The 16,281-nt window shown below is 53.7% G+C and carries 13 protein-coding genes and 1 pseudogene; 3 read left to right on the top strand and 11 right to left on the bottom strand.

Going from position 1 to position 16,281, the window contains the following annotated elements:
* Nucleotides 1–36 precede the first annotated feature (36 nt).
* The 8 genes from MHH28_RS27010 to MHH28_RS26975 all read right to left on the bottom strand — a co-directional run bounded on the left by MHH28_RS27010 (nt 37) and on the right by MHH28_RS26975 (nt 8,627).
* Nucleotides 37–975 (bottom strand): alpha/beta fold hydrolase, encoded by a 939-nt coding sequence (locus tag MHH28_RS27010; RefSeq protein ID WP_405107352.1) that lies wholly within the window; start codon nt 973–975, stop codon nt 37–39.
* A gap of 124 nt (nt 976–1,099) precedes the next feature.
* A complete protein-coding gene (locus tag MHH28_RS27005; protein ID WP_405107349.1) occupies nt 1,100–2,467 on the bottom strand; it encodes a sensor histidine kinase in 1,368 nt (455 codons plus the stop codon).
* Entirely contained in the window at nt 2,464–3,138 is a 675-nt protein-coding gene (locus MHH28_RS27000; protein WP_405107346.1) for a response regulator transcription factor, read from the bottom strand. The genes MHH28_RS27005 and MHH28_RS27000 overlap by 4 nt, the downstream gene beginning before the upstream one ends.
* A 118-nt stretch (nt 3,139–3,256) precedes the next feature.
* Entirely contained in the window at nt 3,257–4,132 is an 876-nt protein-coding gene (locus MHH28_RS26995; RefSeq protein ID WP_405107343.1) for a radical SAM/SPASM domain-containing protein, read from the bottom strand.
* Nucleotides 4,133–4,183: 51 nt separating this feature from the next.
* A complete protein-coding gene (locus tag MHH28_RS26990; RefSeq protein WP_405107340.1) occupies nt 4,184–5,170 on the bottom strand; it encodes a Gfo/Idh/MocA family protein in 987 nt (328 codons plus the stop codon).
* A gap of 1,019 nt (nt 5,171–6,189) precedes the next feature.
* Entirely contained in the window at nt 6,190–7,578 is a 1,389-nt protein-coding gene (gene thrC, locus MHH28_RS26985) for a threonine synthase (protein ID WP_405107338.1), read from the bottom strand.
* A 99-nt stretch (nt 7,579–7,677) separates the two neighbouring features.
* Nucleotides 7,678–8,172, bottom strand: a complete 495-nt coding sequence (locus MHH28_RS26980; RefSeq protein ID WP_405107335.1) for a CYTH domain-containing protein — start codon at nt 8,170–8,172, stop codon at nt 7,678–7,680.
* A 110-nt stretch (nt 8,173–8,282) separates the two neighbouring features.
* Complete coding sequence (locus tag MHH28_RS26975; protein WP_405107332.1) at nt 8,283–8,627, bottom strand: winged helix-turn-helix transcriptional regulator; 345 nt, start codon at nt 8,625–8,627, stop codon at nt 8,283–8,285.
* Between the two features lie 178 nt (nt 8,628–8,805).
* Between MHH28_RS26975 and MHH28_RS26970 the strand changes: the two genes are divergently transcribed.
* Complete coding sequence (locus MHH28_RS26970; RefSeq protein WP_405107329.1) at nt 8,806–9,723, top strand: DsbA family protein; 918 nt, start codon at nt 8,806–8,808, stop codon at nt 9,721–9,723.
* 294 nt (nt 9,724–10,017) lie between these two features.
* Here MHH28_RS26970 and MHH28_RS26965 read toward each other — a convergent pair whose 3' ends face one another.
* Entirely contained in the window at nt 10,018–12,591 is a 2,574-nt protein-coding gene (locus tag MHH28_RS26965; protein ID WP_405107326.1) for a glycosyl hydrolase 2 galactose-binding domain-containing protein, read from the bottom strand.
* A gap of 249 nt (nt 12,592–12,840) precedes the next feature.
* On the bottom strand, nt 12,841–13,539 hold the full coding sequence (locus MHH28_RS26960) for a TetR/AcrR family transcriptional regulator (protein ID WP_405107323.1): 699 nt from the start codon (nt 13,537–13,539) through the stop codon (nt 12,841–12,843).
* A gap of 133 nt (nt 13,540–13,672) precedes the next feature.
* On the opposite strand from MHH28_RS26960, the gene MHH28_RS26955 reads away from it, so the two are divergent.
* Nucleotides 13,673–15,025: an MATE family efflux transporter gene (locus MHH28_RS26955; protein WP_405107321.1), complete on the top strand. Its 1,353-nt coding sequence runs from the start codon at nt 13,673–13,675 to the stop codon at nt 15,023–15,025.
* A gap of 214 nt (nt 15,026–15,239) precedes the next feature.
* Complete coding sequence (locus MHH28_RS26950) at nt 15,240–15,980, top strand: spermidine synthase (protein WP_405107318.1); 741 nt, start codon at nt 15,240–15,242, stop codon at nt 15,978–15,980.
* A 54-nt stretch (nt 15,981–16,034) separates the two neighbouring features.
* Here the strand turns inward: MHH28_RS26950 and MHH28_RS26945 are convergent.
* Nucleotides 16,035–16,133: pseudogene (locus MHH28_RS26945) on the bottom strand (ATP-binding cassette domain-containing protein); the annotation flags it as partial.
* Between the last annotated feature and the right edge of the window lie 148 nt (nt 16,134–16,281).

The raw sequence follows: 16,281 nt of genomic DNA, 5'->3' as shown, positions 1-16,281 counted from the left end.
AAGCCTGCGGCTGCGGAGAGCACTTGTTCAATTATATCATTTCACGCCTGCCATGAACTCCCTGTAATCCCTGGCAATCTCTTTCGACAGCGTATGGTGCAGATAATGACCGCCTTCAAGCGGCACAAGCTTACCGTACACCGAATCCTTCACCTGCTCCTCATGCAGCTTCATCCAGCCCTCCACATCGGTATTATTCGACTGTACGAAGAGCAGCAGTGGAAGCTCTTTAGGGAAGGTCAACGACTGGGCTGCAATGAAATTCTCCTTAAAATGCTCGATTTCATTCACAACAGTGTCATTGTTTGAATTCTTGGTGGCGATCATTTTCATCTGCTGCTTGGTGTGTTCGTCGAACGAAAGCCCGGCATATGCGTCGCCGCCTATCTTTTGGAGCAATCGCATGATACCAGATTTGTCGAGGAACTTCAGTGTTCCCACCGGTATTTTATCGTCCAAGCCCCCTTGGTTGGGCACACTGCTGTCGATTCCTACAAAGGCCGTCACTTCATCCTTATACTTGTTCACATAATCCAGTCCGTAGATTCCGGCGATGGAATGTCCCATCAGCGTGTAACGCTTGATTCCAAGCTGCTGCAGCGCTTCATGAATCTCACTGACAATATTCGCTGAAGTCCGTTCCTTATCGGTCCGGTCACTTAAGCCATAGCCGAACGGCTCCACCACAGCTACTTTGTAGTTAGGAGACAGCTCGTCCACCAGCGGTTTGAAGTCCAGTGCAGGCGCACCTGTGCCATACCCCGTCAGCAGCACCACGGTCTCCGGGCCCGTTCCCTGGATGAATACATTCATCTTCTTGCCATCGACTGGCACAAGCTGCCCGTAGGGCTCAATCTTCTTCAGCTCCGATTTGCTGCTGATGATATTGACAACAAATACTACGGCAAAAAACAGGACGATTACAATCATCAACGCCGCTATAGACTTAAGCAGGATTCTGAGTCCTTTTTTCATTATACAATCACCTGTCCTTATGAATCGAATGTGCTGCATTAATCAACTGCTAAGGATAGTGTACACAATGAAAATGTACTCCCCGTGACGGGTATATGAACGGAGAATGAACAGGGAGAAAAGACTACTCTGCCGGCACCTGAAGCGGCAGGGTGACGATGAAGCTTGTGCCTGCGCCAAGCTCACTCTCCACCCGGATGTCGCCTTGATGAAGCAGGACGATCTGCTTCACGATGGCCAATCCCATCCCGCTGCCGTTATACTTGCGGCTGTGGGAGCGGTCGGCCTTGAAGAAGCGTTCGAAGATCCGCTTCTGGTCCTCGGGGGCAATCCCGATGCCGGTGTCGGATACACGCACGGTCACACTTTTATTATCTTGCTTCGTATGGACACTAATTACTCCCCCATCGCCGGAGAACTTGATGCTGTTCCCCAGCAGGTTCGTCCATACCTGGCTCAGCAGGTCATAATCCGCCGTCAGCACGGCAGGCGTCAGCTGAAGATCGAAGGTAATACGGCGGGCAGACCATTGCGGCTGAAGGGCAACAATTACGCGCCGGAGCTGTTCATCCAGGCTGAAGGCAGTGAACCGGAGCTGCTGGGACTGCGATTCAAGCAGACTCAGCTTCAGCAGACTGTCGCTCATCTTGGACATCCGCTCGGCTTCACCGATAATGATATCGAGATAGCGGCTGCGCTCGCTCTCAGGGATATTCATCTGCTTCAGCGCCACGGCATAACCCGAGATGGAGGTGAGCGGTGACTGCACCTCATGGGATACATTCGACACGAACTCACGGCGCATCTGCTCCAGCTGCTGCAGATCACGCGTCATCTCCTCGAAGCTGCGCGCGAGGGTGCCGAGCTCCCCGTTCTGCTTGATATTCAGCTTCACGTTGAAGTCTCCGGCTGCGATCTTACGCGTCGCATTGGTCAGCTTCTTGATCGGGCGGACCAGGAACATCGCGGCCACCAGAATCACAAGGCTCCCGGATACCAGCGAATAGAGCGCGAAATTCAGCAGCCATTTCACCACAAATTCGGTAGACGGGGGACCGACAGGCTCTACGAACAATGCTTCTGTGCCCGTCTCCGTAGTTAATTGCAGTCCCAGGAGGCTGACCGAGATGCCTGACGGATTAACCTTAACGATGCCGCCGGCCAGCACCTGCTCCACTTGCCCCCTAGTTACGGTCTCCAGCTTAAGACTGTCAGGCCCGCCATAAGACCGGACCCCGCCGTTCTCATCATAAATCCGCACATGGTAGGTCTCAAGCTGCTTCAGGCCCGATACCAGCTTGTCGGCTTCATTCAGCGGGAAGGTATCATAGATCTGTACGACATCTTGTGCGAAGCGCAGCATGAGCACCTGCAGATTCTCGTTCAATTCATCTTTGTATATCCAGATCGACAGATTGAAGGAGATCACCGTCCCCCCGATGACGGAGACCAGAAAGGTCAGGACCACACGGGTATATAAGGACTTGATCATTCATTAACCTCAAGCCGGTACCCCAGACCGCGTACAGTCTCGATCCGAAAATCCGGCGAAGCCGCAAACCGTTCACGCAGGCGCTTGATATGTACATCGATCGTCCGGTCATCCCCCGAGTAATCAATCCCCCAGATCTGGTCGATCAGCTGCTCGCGGGTATAGACCTGCCCCGGTGTTCCCGCCAGCTTATACAGCAGTTCGAATTCCTTAAGCGGCAGAGACAGCGCTTCTGTCCCGTTCATCACCTTGTAGGTCTGCCGGTCTAGCGTTACTTCCCCGATGTGGATCGTATGCGACTTGCCGATCCCGGAGCGCTTCAGCAAAGACCTGACGCGGACCGTCAGCTCCAGCGGATCGAAGGGCTTGGTCAGATAGTCATCGGTTCCCAGCTCGAAGCCCTTCACCTTCTCCCAGGTCTCACCCTTTGCCGTCAGCATCAACAGCGGCAGCTCCGGGTCCGCTCTGCGGAGCTCCTTGCACAGCGCCCAGCCATCCATCACCGGCATCATAATATCCAGAATGACCAGATCAACCTGCGTTCTGGCATAGACCGCCAGCGCCTCTTGGCCGTCTGCCGCTTCGGCGGTGTCGAATCCGTCATTGCGCAGAAATAGGCAGACAAGCTCGCGGATATTCGCATCGTCGTCTGCAACAAGTATAGTAGGCATCGATTCCCTCTTTTCGTATGTTCCGGCTGTATGGTCTGGTTATATCTACCTACAGTCTCACCCCGCAGCCTTGCCGGTATGCACCTGGTCCGGCACCCACCCCGGCATTCTGCCAGGGCTAGGTGCCGAAGCGCTGCCGGTAGCCGCATTTACGGCATAGTTCTTCAACCGCTTCCCGGCGCGAGAAGCCGTAGAACAGATTATTCGCCCGTTCCCCCTCGACAATCTCGGAGAACGGCTGCTCATGAATATTGCCGAGGTTGATCACCCCTTCGCCATCCAGACAGCACGGCACAACGGTGCCGTCCACCAGGACCGCCGCCTGGCTGCGCAGCGCATGGCAGAAGCCCTTGCCGTCATCCTCCGGCTCATGCAGCGCCGGCCATCTGAACTCATGATCCTGGTTCAGATATACGCGCGGAGCAATCTTCACCCCGCTGCCGGGCACGACCTTCTCCTCAATCCTGTAGTCGAGTCCGAAGGCCTCTTCCAGCAGCGCCAGCGTCTCGCGGTTGCGCTGCTTCTCCAGATTCGTCCGGTTGTCCTCCGTCAGGTTCCAGAGCCGGAACGAAACAATGACGCCGCTCGCGGAGATCTCCCGGACGAACTGGATGATCTCCGCGAGATAGCCCTCGCGGTTCTCCGAGCCTGCATGGCCGTCGAAGCTGTGCAGCGAGAAGTTCATCTGCCGCAGCGCCGGCTTGCCAAGCAGCTTCGGTCCTGCCTTACGGATCAGCGTGCCGTTGGTCGTAATGTTGACCTTGAAGCCCTTGGCATGCGCTGCATCCAGCAGCTCGCCCAGCTTCGGATGCAGCAGCGGCTCGCCTTTGACATGAAGATAGATATGATTGCTATGCGGTTTGATCTCATCTAGGATCTTGTCAAACGTCTCCAGCTTCATGAAATTCTTCTGCCGCTCCGTGGGCGGACAGAAGCTGCAGGCCAGGTTGCAGACGCTTGTGATCTCAATGTATACCTTTTTGAACGTCTTCAAGTTCCGCTCCCCATTTCACATGAATGATGCAGGCTGTGTCTGCCCGTATAGCTACAGATCCGAGGCATAACGAAGCCCGATCTGGGCTCTCGCCTCTTCCATCAGCTCCGCAACCGCCAGGGAATTGGCGTGGCTGTTGGTCGCGCTCTCCCGCTGTCCGCTTTTCAGCAGATGAATGAACTCCTGTACCTCATAATACATGGGCTCGAACACCTGCGGCAGCGTAAGCTCCTCGACGGTTCCGTCGCGGTAGTGGATTTTGACCTGATACGGCTGGTTGATCTTGTCGATCACCATCGTTCCGTTCTCGCCTTGAATCTCGGCGGGCAGATACGAATCGGCAATCTTGGAATGCATAACCACCGCATCCATGTCCGGGTAGCGCATGACCATACTGCCTTCCCCGTCCACTCCCGAAGCGAGCATCAGCCCTACGGCCTTCACCGAATCCGGCTTGCCGAACAACGCCACCATCGGATATAAGCAATAGATGCCTAGATCCATCAGCGAACCGTTGGAATACTCCGGATTGAAGGCATTAAGGATCGTCCCCTGCCGGTAGGCATCATATCTTGAGGAGTATTGACAATAGCCGGCGAAATACCGCCGTACTTGACCCAGCTTATATAGGTTATCCCGGATCACGCCGAAATTCGGCATGAACGTGGATTTCATCGCTTCCATGAACAGCACATCATTGCTGCGCGCTGCTTCAATCATCGCCTTCAGCTCCCTGCTGTTGGAGGCCGCCGGCTTCTCACAGATTACATGCTTGCCGTGGTTCAGACAGATCAATGACTGCTCCGCATGCATCGAGTTGGGGCTGGCGATATAGACCGCGTCCACCTCAGCGCTGGATACCATCTCCTCCAGATCCGTATAGATCGAAGCTCCCGCATACTTTGCGGCAAAAGCCTGTCCCTTCTCCGCTGTGCGGGAATATACGGCCGTGAGCAGAAACTCCTCATTCTCAAGTCCCGCCTGCACAAAGCGGTCTGTAATCCAGTTAGTCCCTACAACCCCGAAACGAATAGTCATGAATGATCCCGTCCTTTTTCAAAATATAAGAATTTATATGTTTCACGCTATACATTATCCTTCTTTTTCTCGCCGAAACGGTACCGTCCTTTAAAATGACGGCAAAGCCGTTTCCACTTGAAAGTTAAGCTATAACTGTTATTTTCTCATTCCATGATAGGGTTGTCCACTTATATACCGTAATTTCCGACAAATTCCGCTAGATTTCGCTTGTGAAAAAAAGCACCTTAGGATAAGCATAGGATTCACCTTGATTCGTCCAACGCCCCTCGGACCATGAGGCCATTCATCCAGCCGTTACCTGCTGGGGGCTATGCATTAATCACTGGCGGAATCATCCCCCACAGTGGAGCCATGCATATACTCCCGCAGAGCTGTTCCACTCTAACCTGGCCTTGCATACCCCACAGCCGGGCACACTCCAGTCCAACCTAGCCTTGCATTCCCCACAGCCGGGCCACTCCAATCCAACCTAGCCTTGCATTCCCCACAGCAGTGCCTGCAATTGTACTTTGTACAATAGAATCCGGTGTAAAGCTCCCATTTTGCCATTCTGCTGTATTTCGTACAACAGAATTCGGAGTTTGGGCCTGTAGCAGGCCTTCTCCCATAAATCAGCTGTATCAAATACATTAGAATCGATTTTAAAGGTGTTTTGGAGACTTTCTATTGCACAAAATGCAATCACCCAGCTGGTGGAAGCAGGTTAGGCGCAGTGGGCAGTAGGCAGTGGGCAGTGGGCAGTGGGCGGTGAGCGGTGAGCAATGAGCAGAGAGCACTGGTAGTGGGCACAGCACCCCCCAGTCAGCGATTGCTTAACGTCGTTCTCACAAATTCACATCTGATGCGCTACAACCGGACAGCGCGCGTACTATTCCAGTATCCCACAATACGAGCTACAGCGAACAGCGCGCCCACTATCCAGTGTCCCACAATACAAGCTGCAGCAAACAGCCCCCGCTCATCCCGGCGGGGGCTGTCTATATCCTGCGCGGGCCTAACTGGACCCGCACCCTATTTTAACCGTAAAAAGCCACAAGCTGGCGGACAATCTCCGCCTTATCATGATCGACCACAACCTGATGCTGCGGCTGCTCGAACAGGGCGGCGATCGGCGCCGGGAACTCCTGCTTGATGCCGGTCAAGGCAATCGCCTCGTCGAACTTGGCCGGATGTGCTGTAGCGAAGGCAATGCTTGTCTCATCCGCTGCGCTGAACTTCTCATAAGCCGCTACGCCGCACGCCGTATGCGGGTCAAGCAGATAGCCGGATTCCTGCTGGTACTTGCCGATCATCTCCAGACACTGTGCGTTCTTCACACCCAGCGCGGAGAAATCCTTCTGTACCCGGTCCAGCAGCTCGCCATCCAACTTAATCGCGCCCTCGCTCTGCAAGGCGGCCATGTACCCGGACAGCTTCTCCGCATCCTCATCCAGCAGATAATACAGATAGCGTTCGAAGTTGCTGGCCACCTGAATATCCATGGACGGGCTATAGGTGCCCGTGAAGCTGCCAGGCTTGTACTCGCCGGTTAACACGAACCGTTCGAGGATGTTATTCTCATTGGTGGCGATGATCAGCTTGTGGATCGGCAGACCCATTTTCTGCGCCAGGAAGCCTGAGAAAATATTGCCGAAGTTGCCCGAAGGCACGCTGATATTCACCTTCTTCTGATCGCTCGCCGGAAGCTGCAGATACGCATAGAAGTAATAGACCGTCTGGGCCAGAATGCGCACGAAATTAATCGAGTTAATCGCCCGCAGGTGATACCGCCCCTTGAAGTCGAGGTCGGCGAACAGCTCCTTGATAATCTTCTGGCAGTCGTCGAAGTTACCCTCTACGGACAGGTTCAGCACATTGCTGTCATCAACCGTGGTCATTTGCAGCTCCTGCACCTTGCTGACCTTGCCGTGCGGATGAAGAATACAGATCTTGATGCCTTCCTTGCCGCGCACGCCCTGAATGGCCGCAGCACCGGTATCGCCGGAGGTCGCCCCGAGAATATGGATAATTTCGCCCCGCACCTTGGCAATATAGGAATACAGCTCACCCATGAACTGCAGCGCCACATCCTTGAAGGCAAACGTCGGCCCATGGAACAGCTCCAGCACGTACAGGGAATCGTTCACCTGGTGCAGCGGCGTTACTTCCGGAGCGCGGAAGTTGCCGTAGCTGGTGTAGACCATCGCGCGCAGATCCTCATGGGGAATTTCATCATTGGTATAGTAAGAGAAAATCTCAAGGAACAGCTCCTGGAAGCTCAGACTTCTCCAAGCCTCCAGCTTCTCCGGGGAAATCACCGGAATCTCAGCCGGCACCATCAACCCGCCGTCATCCGCCAGCCCCATCAGAACCGTATCAATAAAGCCTCTGGCTGCTACCTTGCCTCTTGTGCTTATATACTCCATACCCGTCTCATCCTCCTGAACCCCTCTTTAGTTACTCTACATAGTACCACGTTTACGCGTTAAAGTCCGCTGATTCTGTGCGATTAAGGCTTCCCGGGGCTATTTGCCCTGAAGCTCTTTCCAGACGGTTTTGTTACTGTACTTCTTCTCTGTGCTGACATCCTGGCCGAACCACTCCGGGGCCGCGAAGGCTTCCGCTTCCTCCAGCGAATCGAACTCAACCTCAAGTACCGTAAGCTCCAGCTGGGTGTAGAGATCAATCTCCACTGTTGTACCGTTCCATACACCTGTAACACGGGTTTTGACCAGCGGGACCGCCTTCACAGCCTCAATCATCTGGTTATAGATGCCTGCGGAAATGAAATATTCAATCTCCTGGCGGCTGATGCCCTTGCCATCCTTGAACGTATGCGTATAAGTAACCTCGCCGGTGTCCAGATCGGTGATCTTCCGCACCCGCAGCTCCTGCCCGTCCTCAATGGCAAGATACGTCTGGTCAATACTGTGACGGGTCAGCACCTTCAGCTGTCCTGCTTCAATCAGCTTCTCCGGGTATTCCGGCAGCAGGAATTTGCGTTCAATCTCCATAGCCATGCTGTTTCTCTCCTCTGTGTGCGAGCGTTGATGTTACATATTATTTATCATCATAGGGGCGGGTCCTGTGCAAGTCAACCGGAGTCAACAGATTCTCGGGGAAAAAATGGCTATCCCTTCCGCGCGCCCGGTGCATGTATATTATTGGCTCCCCAGGCTACAATCTCTTCAATTAGCGGAACCAATTCCTGCCCGGAGGGGGTAAGGGAATACTCGACGCGCGGCGGTACCTCATGATATTGCTCACGATGGATAATCCCGTAATCGATGAGATCCTTAAGACTGTTCGTTAACGTTGTTCCGGTGATGCCGTGCAGCCTTCTTTTTAATTCGTTATAGCGGATCGGCCCGCCTTCGCTCAGCAAAGCCAGGATAGGCAGATTCCACTTCCCGCCGATAACCTGAAAAGCAAAGGTAGCGGGGCACATCTGTGTTAAGTCAATCTCATATTTCATCAGGAATTCCTCCAATAGTATAAATAGTATACCAGGTATTAAAAACAATAGTACTTGTTAATCTGCTCCCAGATATTATAATCATACTACAAGTGGAAACGGCTTTGTCGTCCTTTTAACAGGCGGTACCGTTTCAGCGCTTTTTATATTCTATAAAAGAAAGTGAGGTAAACAATATATGAATACCAATCCTATGATCTGTGACCTGAAGACAGGTGTCTGCGGGGTCAGCGAGGAAGAACATACACAAATGATAGATTTCAATGCGCAGCAGCAGCCCGCAATTACACTCTATTATGCGACGGATCCGATCTGTTCACACTGCTGGGCGATCGAGCCTACCCTGAACCGGTTCATCCGCCAATACGGTCAATACTTCAAAGTACAGCTCCTTATGGGCGGATTGTTGGCTGGCTGGAACGGCTTCGCTGACAAGGCGAATGGAATACAGCAGCCAGCCGATGTAGCGGGACACTGGAAGGAAGTCGGCGAGCATTACCGTATGCCTATTGACGGCACCCTATGGCTGAACAACCCGGTCATGTCCTCTTATCCGCCCTCCCGGGTGTTCAAGGTCATTCAGAACAGCCATCCGGGGAAGGAACACGCCTACTTGCGGCGTGCCAGAGAAGCTGTCTTCGTCTTCAACCGGAATATCGGAGAAGATCAGGTGCTCACCGATATCGTTAACAGCCTTGGATTACCCGGTGAAGAGATCGTTCAGGCCGCAGGTCTGGAAGCGGCGCAGGAGCTGCTGGAGGCAGATTTCCAGAAGGTGGCCCAGCTCGGCGTACGCGGCTTCCCGACCCTGATCATGGTCAATGAAGAGAACCAAGGAGTCAAGCTTGTCGGGTCCCGTACCCTGCAAAACTACGTAGACGCCTTACAGCAGCTTATCACGGAACCGCTTGTTCCTGCTGCTCTCCCGGCTATGCCGGAGCTGCTGGCCGAAGGACAGCTTCTCTTCGCCAGAGAAATCGAGGCCATGTACGATATCGGGCAAGAGCAAGTGGAGGCCTTCACCGCCGCTGCGCTTCCAGAGCATTCTTACCGCACCCGGCAGATCCTGGGTGAGATGTACATTGAACCGGCCTGAAGACGGCCGTATCCAACAAACAGCGGTCCCCCGTCATCGGAGGACCGCTGTTTGTTGGATGATACTGAATCATAATGCCCATATACCGAAGCATGATGCCCATGCGGACTGAAAATCCGCTATTCCGCGTAAATAGCCGCTTTTGCCCAATCACACGGACTCAGGAGCCCTTATGCTTGCGATTTCGCCCTGAAACGGCCAGTCCGGAAGACAATAAGGGCCGCTGAGTCCGCAAGAGCAGAAATCAGGACAGTATATGAATAATAAGGTCATGTCAGTCCGCCAAGCCTATTCCTACATATAATCCGCCATCGAGCGGATTACAAGCCCCGTCGGAGCTGCCGGAATAAAGTCGCCCCCTCCATTGCCGCTGCTTCTGAGCAGGAAACCGACCGTCTTCGGCTCGCCCGGCAGCAGATCGAAGTAATTATCGGAGAAGATGCCCTCTTCTTCTACAGTCAAGTGCACGCCCCGCGCCAGCACATCGCTGCTCAGCGTGAAGCTCTTGCCGCCGCTTCCCGGCACCTCGGTCACGGTAATAACCGGCTGGCGCAGCGGAATATCCTTGGCAGCTGCGAAGTAATGCTCCTTGCGCTCCAGCACTTGCCTTGTCTCCGGCCCCTGCTCGATCACCTGCCCGCTCTCCAGCAGGGAAGCTATCAGCAGCACCTGAGCCGGTTCGCGGCCCTCCAACACTTCGGCCAGCGGCAGTGTGAAGAGCACAGCCGATGAATCCGCAGCAAGGGTTACCGGCTGTGACCATTCGCGCAGCAATAGGCCGCTGATATCATGCAGCCGCAGAACCAGCTCTGCGTCCAATGCCTCCCGCCGGTCAGACACCCCATAGACCTTGACGCTCTCCTCATCCGTGCTGTCTACAGACAACAGCACCTCTTGGAAGCTGCGGCGCACCGTATATTGCAACGCCTTCCAGCGCCCGTAATAATCCATGCCCGCCCAGGAAGCTACCGGCCAACAGTCATTCATCTGCCAGTACAGCGTGCCCATGCAATAAGGCTTGTTACGGCGGTGACTCTCCATAGCCATGCGGATCGCCTCGGCCTGAAGCACCTGGCTCATGTACAGGAAGCCCCGGAAATCCTTCGGCTGCGGCAGATACATATCCATATACTCCTTAATCAGCTGATTGCCCGCTCCATTCTTCTGATGGGCCAGCATGACCTTTGATTCCAGCGCCAGCTCCGCTTCCTCTGCATAGCTCAGCACCGACTTCAGCTCCGGGAAGGACTGGAAGCCGTATTCGCTCATGAAGCGGCCTACCTTGAGATTATAGTTCTCGAACGGCTCCTTGGCGTGCCAGACGCCCCAATAGTGGATATCTCCGTCACCCATAATCCGCGTGGCATGCTGATCCTGACCACCTGTGAGTTCGCGCAGCGGCGAGGATGGCCAGTAATCCATACCCGGATGGTTCGCGGCCACAGCTTCCGGCAGAATCCGGTGGAAGATTTCCTCATAGGCAGTCCATAAGCTCTGGCGAATCTCAGCATTCAGCTTCTCCTTCCAGCCCCAGCCCATGTACTCCTCATACTGCGACCAGGCCGAGTCAATCTCATTGTTCCCGCACCAGAGCGCGATACAAGGGTGGTTACGCAATCTGCGGACATTATATACCGCTTCTGCGCGGACATTATTCAGGAACGCCTCATCGCCCGGGTACATGCTGCAGGCGAACATGAAGTCCTGCCAGACCAGCAGCCCGTATTCATCACACAACCGGTAGAACACTTCTTCTTCATAGAAGCCGCCGCCCCACACCCGCAGCATATTCATATTGGATTCCACGGCCGTGGCAATCTCATGGCGGTAACGTTCTTCCGTAACCTCCGTAATGAAGCTGTCGTTCGGAATATGATTGGCACCCTTGGCGAAGACCGGCACCCCGTTCAGCTCAAAATGGAACGACGCCCCCTGCGCATCCGGCTTACGCACCAGCTTAATTTCCCGAAACCCCGTCGTTACCTCCGATACTGCTACAGCATCCGCTCCTTGCAGCAGCTCTGCACAGAAATGGTACAGCTCCGGCGTGCCCAGGCCGTTGCACCACCACAGGCGCGGGCGGTCAATCACCAGCTCAAGCTCTAGCGTCTGCTTGCCCGGAGTGAGCGTAACCGCCTTCATCCATTCCTGCCCTTCGGTACTTAACCGCAGCATTCCGCTCCACGTTTCCGGTGCGTCCGCTTCAATCACGGCTGTCAGCCGGGCCTCCTGCTCATTCACCGCATGCTGGCGGATGTACAGATCCTCAATCGCCGCCGCGTTCCGGCCCGTCAGCACAGCTTCCCGCCAGATCCCGCTGGTCAGGAATCGGGGACCCCAGTCCCAGCCGTAGTGATACGGCGCTTTGCGGGCAAATACGCTGATCCGTTGCTCTTGAAGACCACCTAACTCAGACTGGTCATTCGGCGCAGGCAGATTGTAGCCCAGTGCCGCCAGCTTTGGCAGATCCTCTGTCACCACCGAGCGGAAGACGATGCGGATCTCATTCTCACCCGCCCGCAGCAGCCCCTTCACATTCACGGTCCAGGACAGGAACATATTATCTGCGGACAAGGCGTGCACGCCGTTCACATACACATCGGCATACGTATCCAGCCCGGCGAACACCAGCTCCGTAACCGCCAGCGTCTGCCATGCCTCTTCTAATACAAATCGGGTTCTGTATTCCCAGTCCTTTTTATCAATCCATTGCAGCTCATGTTCATTCGTTCCATAGAAGGGCTGATCGATAACGCCATTGCGCAGCAGATCCGTATGCACCGTTCCCGGTACAACAGCCGTAAGCCATTCTTCATCTCCGCAGGCTCTGAATTCCCAGTTCGACAGGTCGACTTGTAGTTGTTTCATAGTTCCTCCTATACTGTTTTTGCACATTACGGCGCTTAGCTACCCTCATTATATTTTGTTATAATTACGTTAGCAATAACAATATTTGAAGCAGCTACAATACAAACAAAACAAACATCACCTAGAACCTCTCAAACATAGACCCAACAGTATACTACCCAGCTATTGCAATAACACCTACACTAACGAAGTTCCATTTCGTTAGTTTTGTTATCTCAATTATTATCAATCTCTGCCAAAAAATGTTCTTCAATGTCTCTGCCTCTGCTGCTCCTCATGCTCCTTAATCACCTGCTCCGTCCCGAGCAGAATCAGCCTCAGGCCGAATTCAAAAGCCCCATCGGTCCCCAGCAGCTCGAACAGTCCGTTCTTGAACATCCTCCGGAACAACCCAACCTCCTGCTCGCTCATGGAGTCCATCAGGCGGAGCAGTTCCTCGCCCGGAGGCTCCTGCTGTTCCTTAGCCATCATGGAGACATTACGCTCATGCTCGTAATCATCCAGCACGAAGAAGAACACGAAGTTCACAAGTGTAGTGACCACCTGCACCTTCTGCGCCTCCTCAAGCGGCGTGGATTCCACACAGTGCAGCATCCGGTTGTTGAACCGGATAATGTCCGGCTCGTGGGGCAGTGTCATCATCATAAGCTGCGTAGAGCAGGAATACCGGCTGAGCACACTCCGTACCGTTACCGCAAATTCTGTCAGCTGCTCCTTCCAGTCGCCCTCCGGGCGGTGCTCCTCCAGGATGACTCTGGAGATGTGGTTGGCCAGCCGCTGGTAGAGGTTCTGTTTGCTCTTGAAATACCAATACAGCGAGGGAGCCTGAATCCCCAGCCGGTCAGCAAGACGCCGCATACTGAATTTTTCGATTCCCCCCTCCCTGAGAAGCTCCCACGAAGCTTCCAGAATCCGGTCTTCCGAGATTTGAGGTTGTGCTTTTTTCATCGCTATCCGCCCTTTTATCTAACAGTGTAAGTTTATGCTTTACAGTCTCTTAGGTTCATGATATCATCTAACACTGTAAGGTTCAATCTAACGCCGTTAGATTGACAAAAATCAGTGAAAGAAGTGATCCCTAATGGATACCGAAAACCTTTATTATTTTGAAAAAGCACCCATCACCAAAGCCGTCGCCCATTTCGCCGTGCCCATGATGTTAGGCACATCCATGAACGTCATCTATTCGATTCTGAATGCCTATTTTCTGGGCACTCTCCACAATACGGCCATGCTGACCGCACTCGCTCTGACCCTGCCGCTGTTCGCCATTATCATGGCGCTGGGCAATCTGGTGGGCATAGGCAGCGGCACCTACATCTCGCGGCTGCTTGGTGAGCACAAGTATGATGAAGTCAAGAATGTGTCTTCCTTCGCCTTTTACAGCAGTCTCGTGCTTGGTCTCCTCGTCATGGCCGTAGGCCTGCCGCTGATCGGCCCCATCCTTAACAGCCTCGGGGCAACGCCGGATTCCTATGGATTCACGAAGGATTACGTCACTGTCATGCTGATTGGCGCGCCGTTCGTCGTCCTGTTCTTTACGCTGGAGAATATGGTCCGCTCCGAGGGTGCAGCCATCGTCTCCATGATCGGTATGATGCTTAGTGTGGTCGTGAATATCCTGCTTGATGCACTTGTCATCTTCGTGCTCCACTGGGGTGTAATCGGCGTAGCGTCGGCAACGGTTGTTGCCAACATGGTTGCAAGTGCCTACTATGCCTTCCACATGGGCTTCAAAAGTCAATTCCTCACGGTCTCCTTCAAATGGTTCAAGGCCACCAAGGATATTCTCAGCAATGTGTTCAAAATCGGCGTTCCGGTCTTTATCATGAGTGTCTTTCTGGGAGCCATGTCGCTGATCTTCAACCTGTTCCTGATCGAATATGGGGATCCGGCTGTAGCCGCTTACGGGATATCCTCAAGATTGCTGCAATTTCCCGAGTTTATTCTGATGGGGTTGTGCGAGGGAGTGGTGCCGCTCATTGCCTTCTCATTCACAGCGGATAAGCTGCGCATGAAGCATACCATCGGATTCACGGTAAAATCGATGGCCGCCATGGCTGCCGTATTCGGCATTGTCGTCTATCTGATCTCCGACCATCTGATTGGTCTGTTCACCAACGACCCGCAAATGATTCAAATGGGCAGCTACATTCTGCATGTCACCTTCTTGTCCTTATTCATTTCAGGGCTGACCACCTTGTTCATGGGCATCTTCCAGGCTACCGCGCAGGGAACGGCCGCATTCGTAATGTCGATTATTCAAGGGGTTACACTGATCCCTGTGCTCTTCTTCGCCAACCGGATGAACGGCTTCCACGGGGTGGTCTGGTCGCTGGTCATTGCCGATGCCGCTGCCTTTGTGGTCGGTGCAGCTATGCTGTACGCCCTGCGGCACAAGCTTCAGCCTGAACTCGAGAGTCTGGTGCATTAAGTGGGCTTAAGCCGCCTCCAAGTGGAAACGGCATTGCCGTCCTTTTAAAGGACGGTACCGTTTCAGCGAGAAAGATAAGGATAATTATAGCGCGAAGCATATACATTCTTATCTTTTGAGAAATACAAGCAGCCGCAGGAAATCCTTCCTGCGGCTGCTTTATGTTAATATGAAGATTGTAACGAATCTCATCTGCTGAAGGAGTCTGATCCGCTTGGACGCACCATCCCTTACTAACCCCGACTCTCAGGACATCGAGGTCTATGATACAACCGAGCTATATGGTGAGACCGGACGGTTCCGGGTTCTGCAATTCTCGGGGGAAGCTGTTCAGGGCGCACTGGATCTGGACCATCCGCGCCGGGTGATCTTCGAGTACCCCCGGGCGATGATCCATCTGATGGAGGCGGGGAATCCTTATTTCGAGCATGTCTTCCTGATCGGACACGGGATTGGTACGATTGCCGGTTATTTCGCAGAGAGGCAGTTTACGGTGGCTGAGGTGAACGCGAAGGTGGTGGAATTTAGCAGAACCCGCTTTGGCTACACGCAGGATAACATCCTGATCGGTGACGGCCGCAGCCTGCTGGAAGCCGCGCCGGACCAGGGCCATGACTACATCCTGCTCGACGCCTTCACCGCTGCCGGGACGCCGCCTCACTTCACCACGCTGGAGTTCTTCCGCCTTACCCGTGCCAAGCTGAACGGACACGGCCAGATCATCATGAATCTGATGGGCCGCAGCGGCAATGACCGCTTGATCAGTGCCATCCATACCACGCTCCGCGAGGTGTATCCTTATACCAGAACCTTCATTCTCCGGGGGGAGGGCAAGGCCGATCTCTGCAATATCCTCATGACCGCCAGCGCCCGGCCGATCCCCTGCCAGTCCCGCCACATGGCCGGCTTCAGCGAGATCACACCAGTGCCGGGTCATGTGATCCGGGACCGGTAGTAGTTCGCCGTAGAGGAATCAGGCGAAACAGGAAGATGCTCCCAATCGGGACACCTCATCCAGGATGAGAAGCTGCGGATTATGTATTACTGCTGCAATGAATTGAATTTTTTGCTGGTTGCCCTTGGATAATTCCTCTACCCTTTTATCAAAGAGATGACATAGCGTCACTTCCTTAGGATAGATTTAAGAACATATAGATGGAGTTAATTCTTAAGGTGCCGATTCCATATGACTATTGACTGTATAATACAAGTTAGGGATATGATTAAAATGACCCAAAATAATGTAAGGTATTTTT

It is taken from the genome of Paenibacillus sp. FSL K6-1217 (genome assembly GCF_045040735.1).
GTDB lineage: Bacteria > Bacillota > Bacilli > Paenibacillales > Paenibacillaceae > Paenibacillus_AQ.
This window is presented reverse-complemented; position numbering and strand designations above follow the sequence as displayed.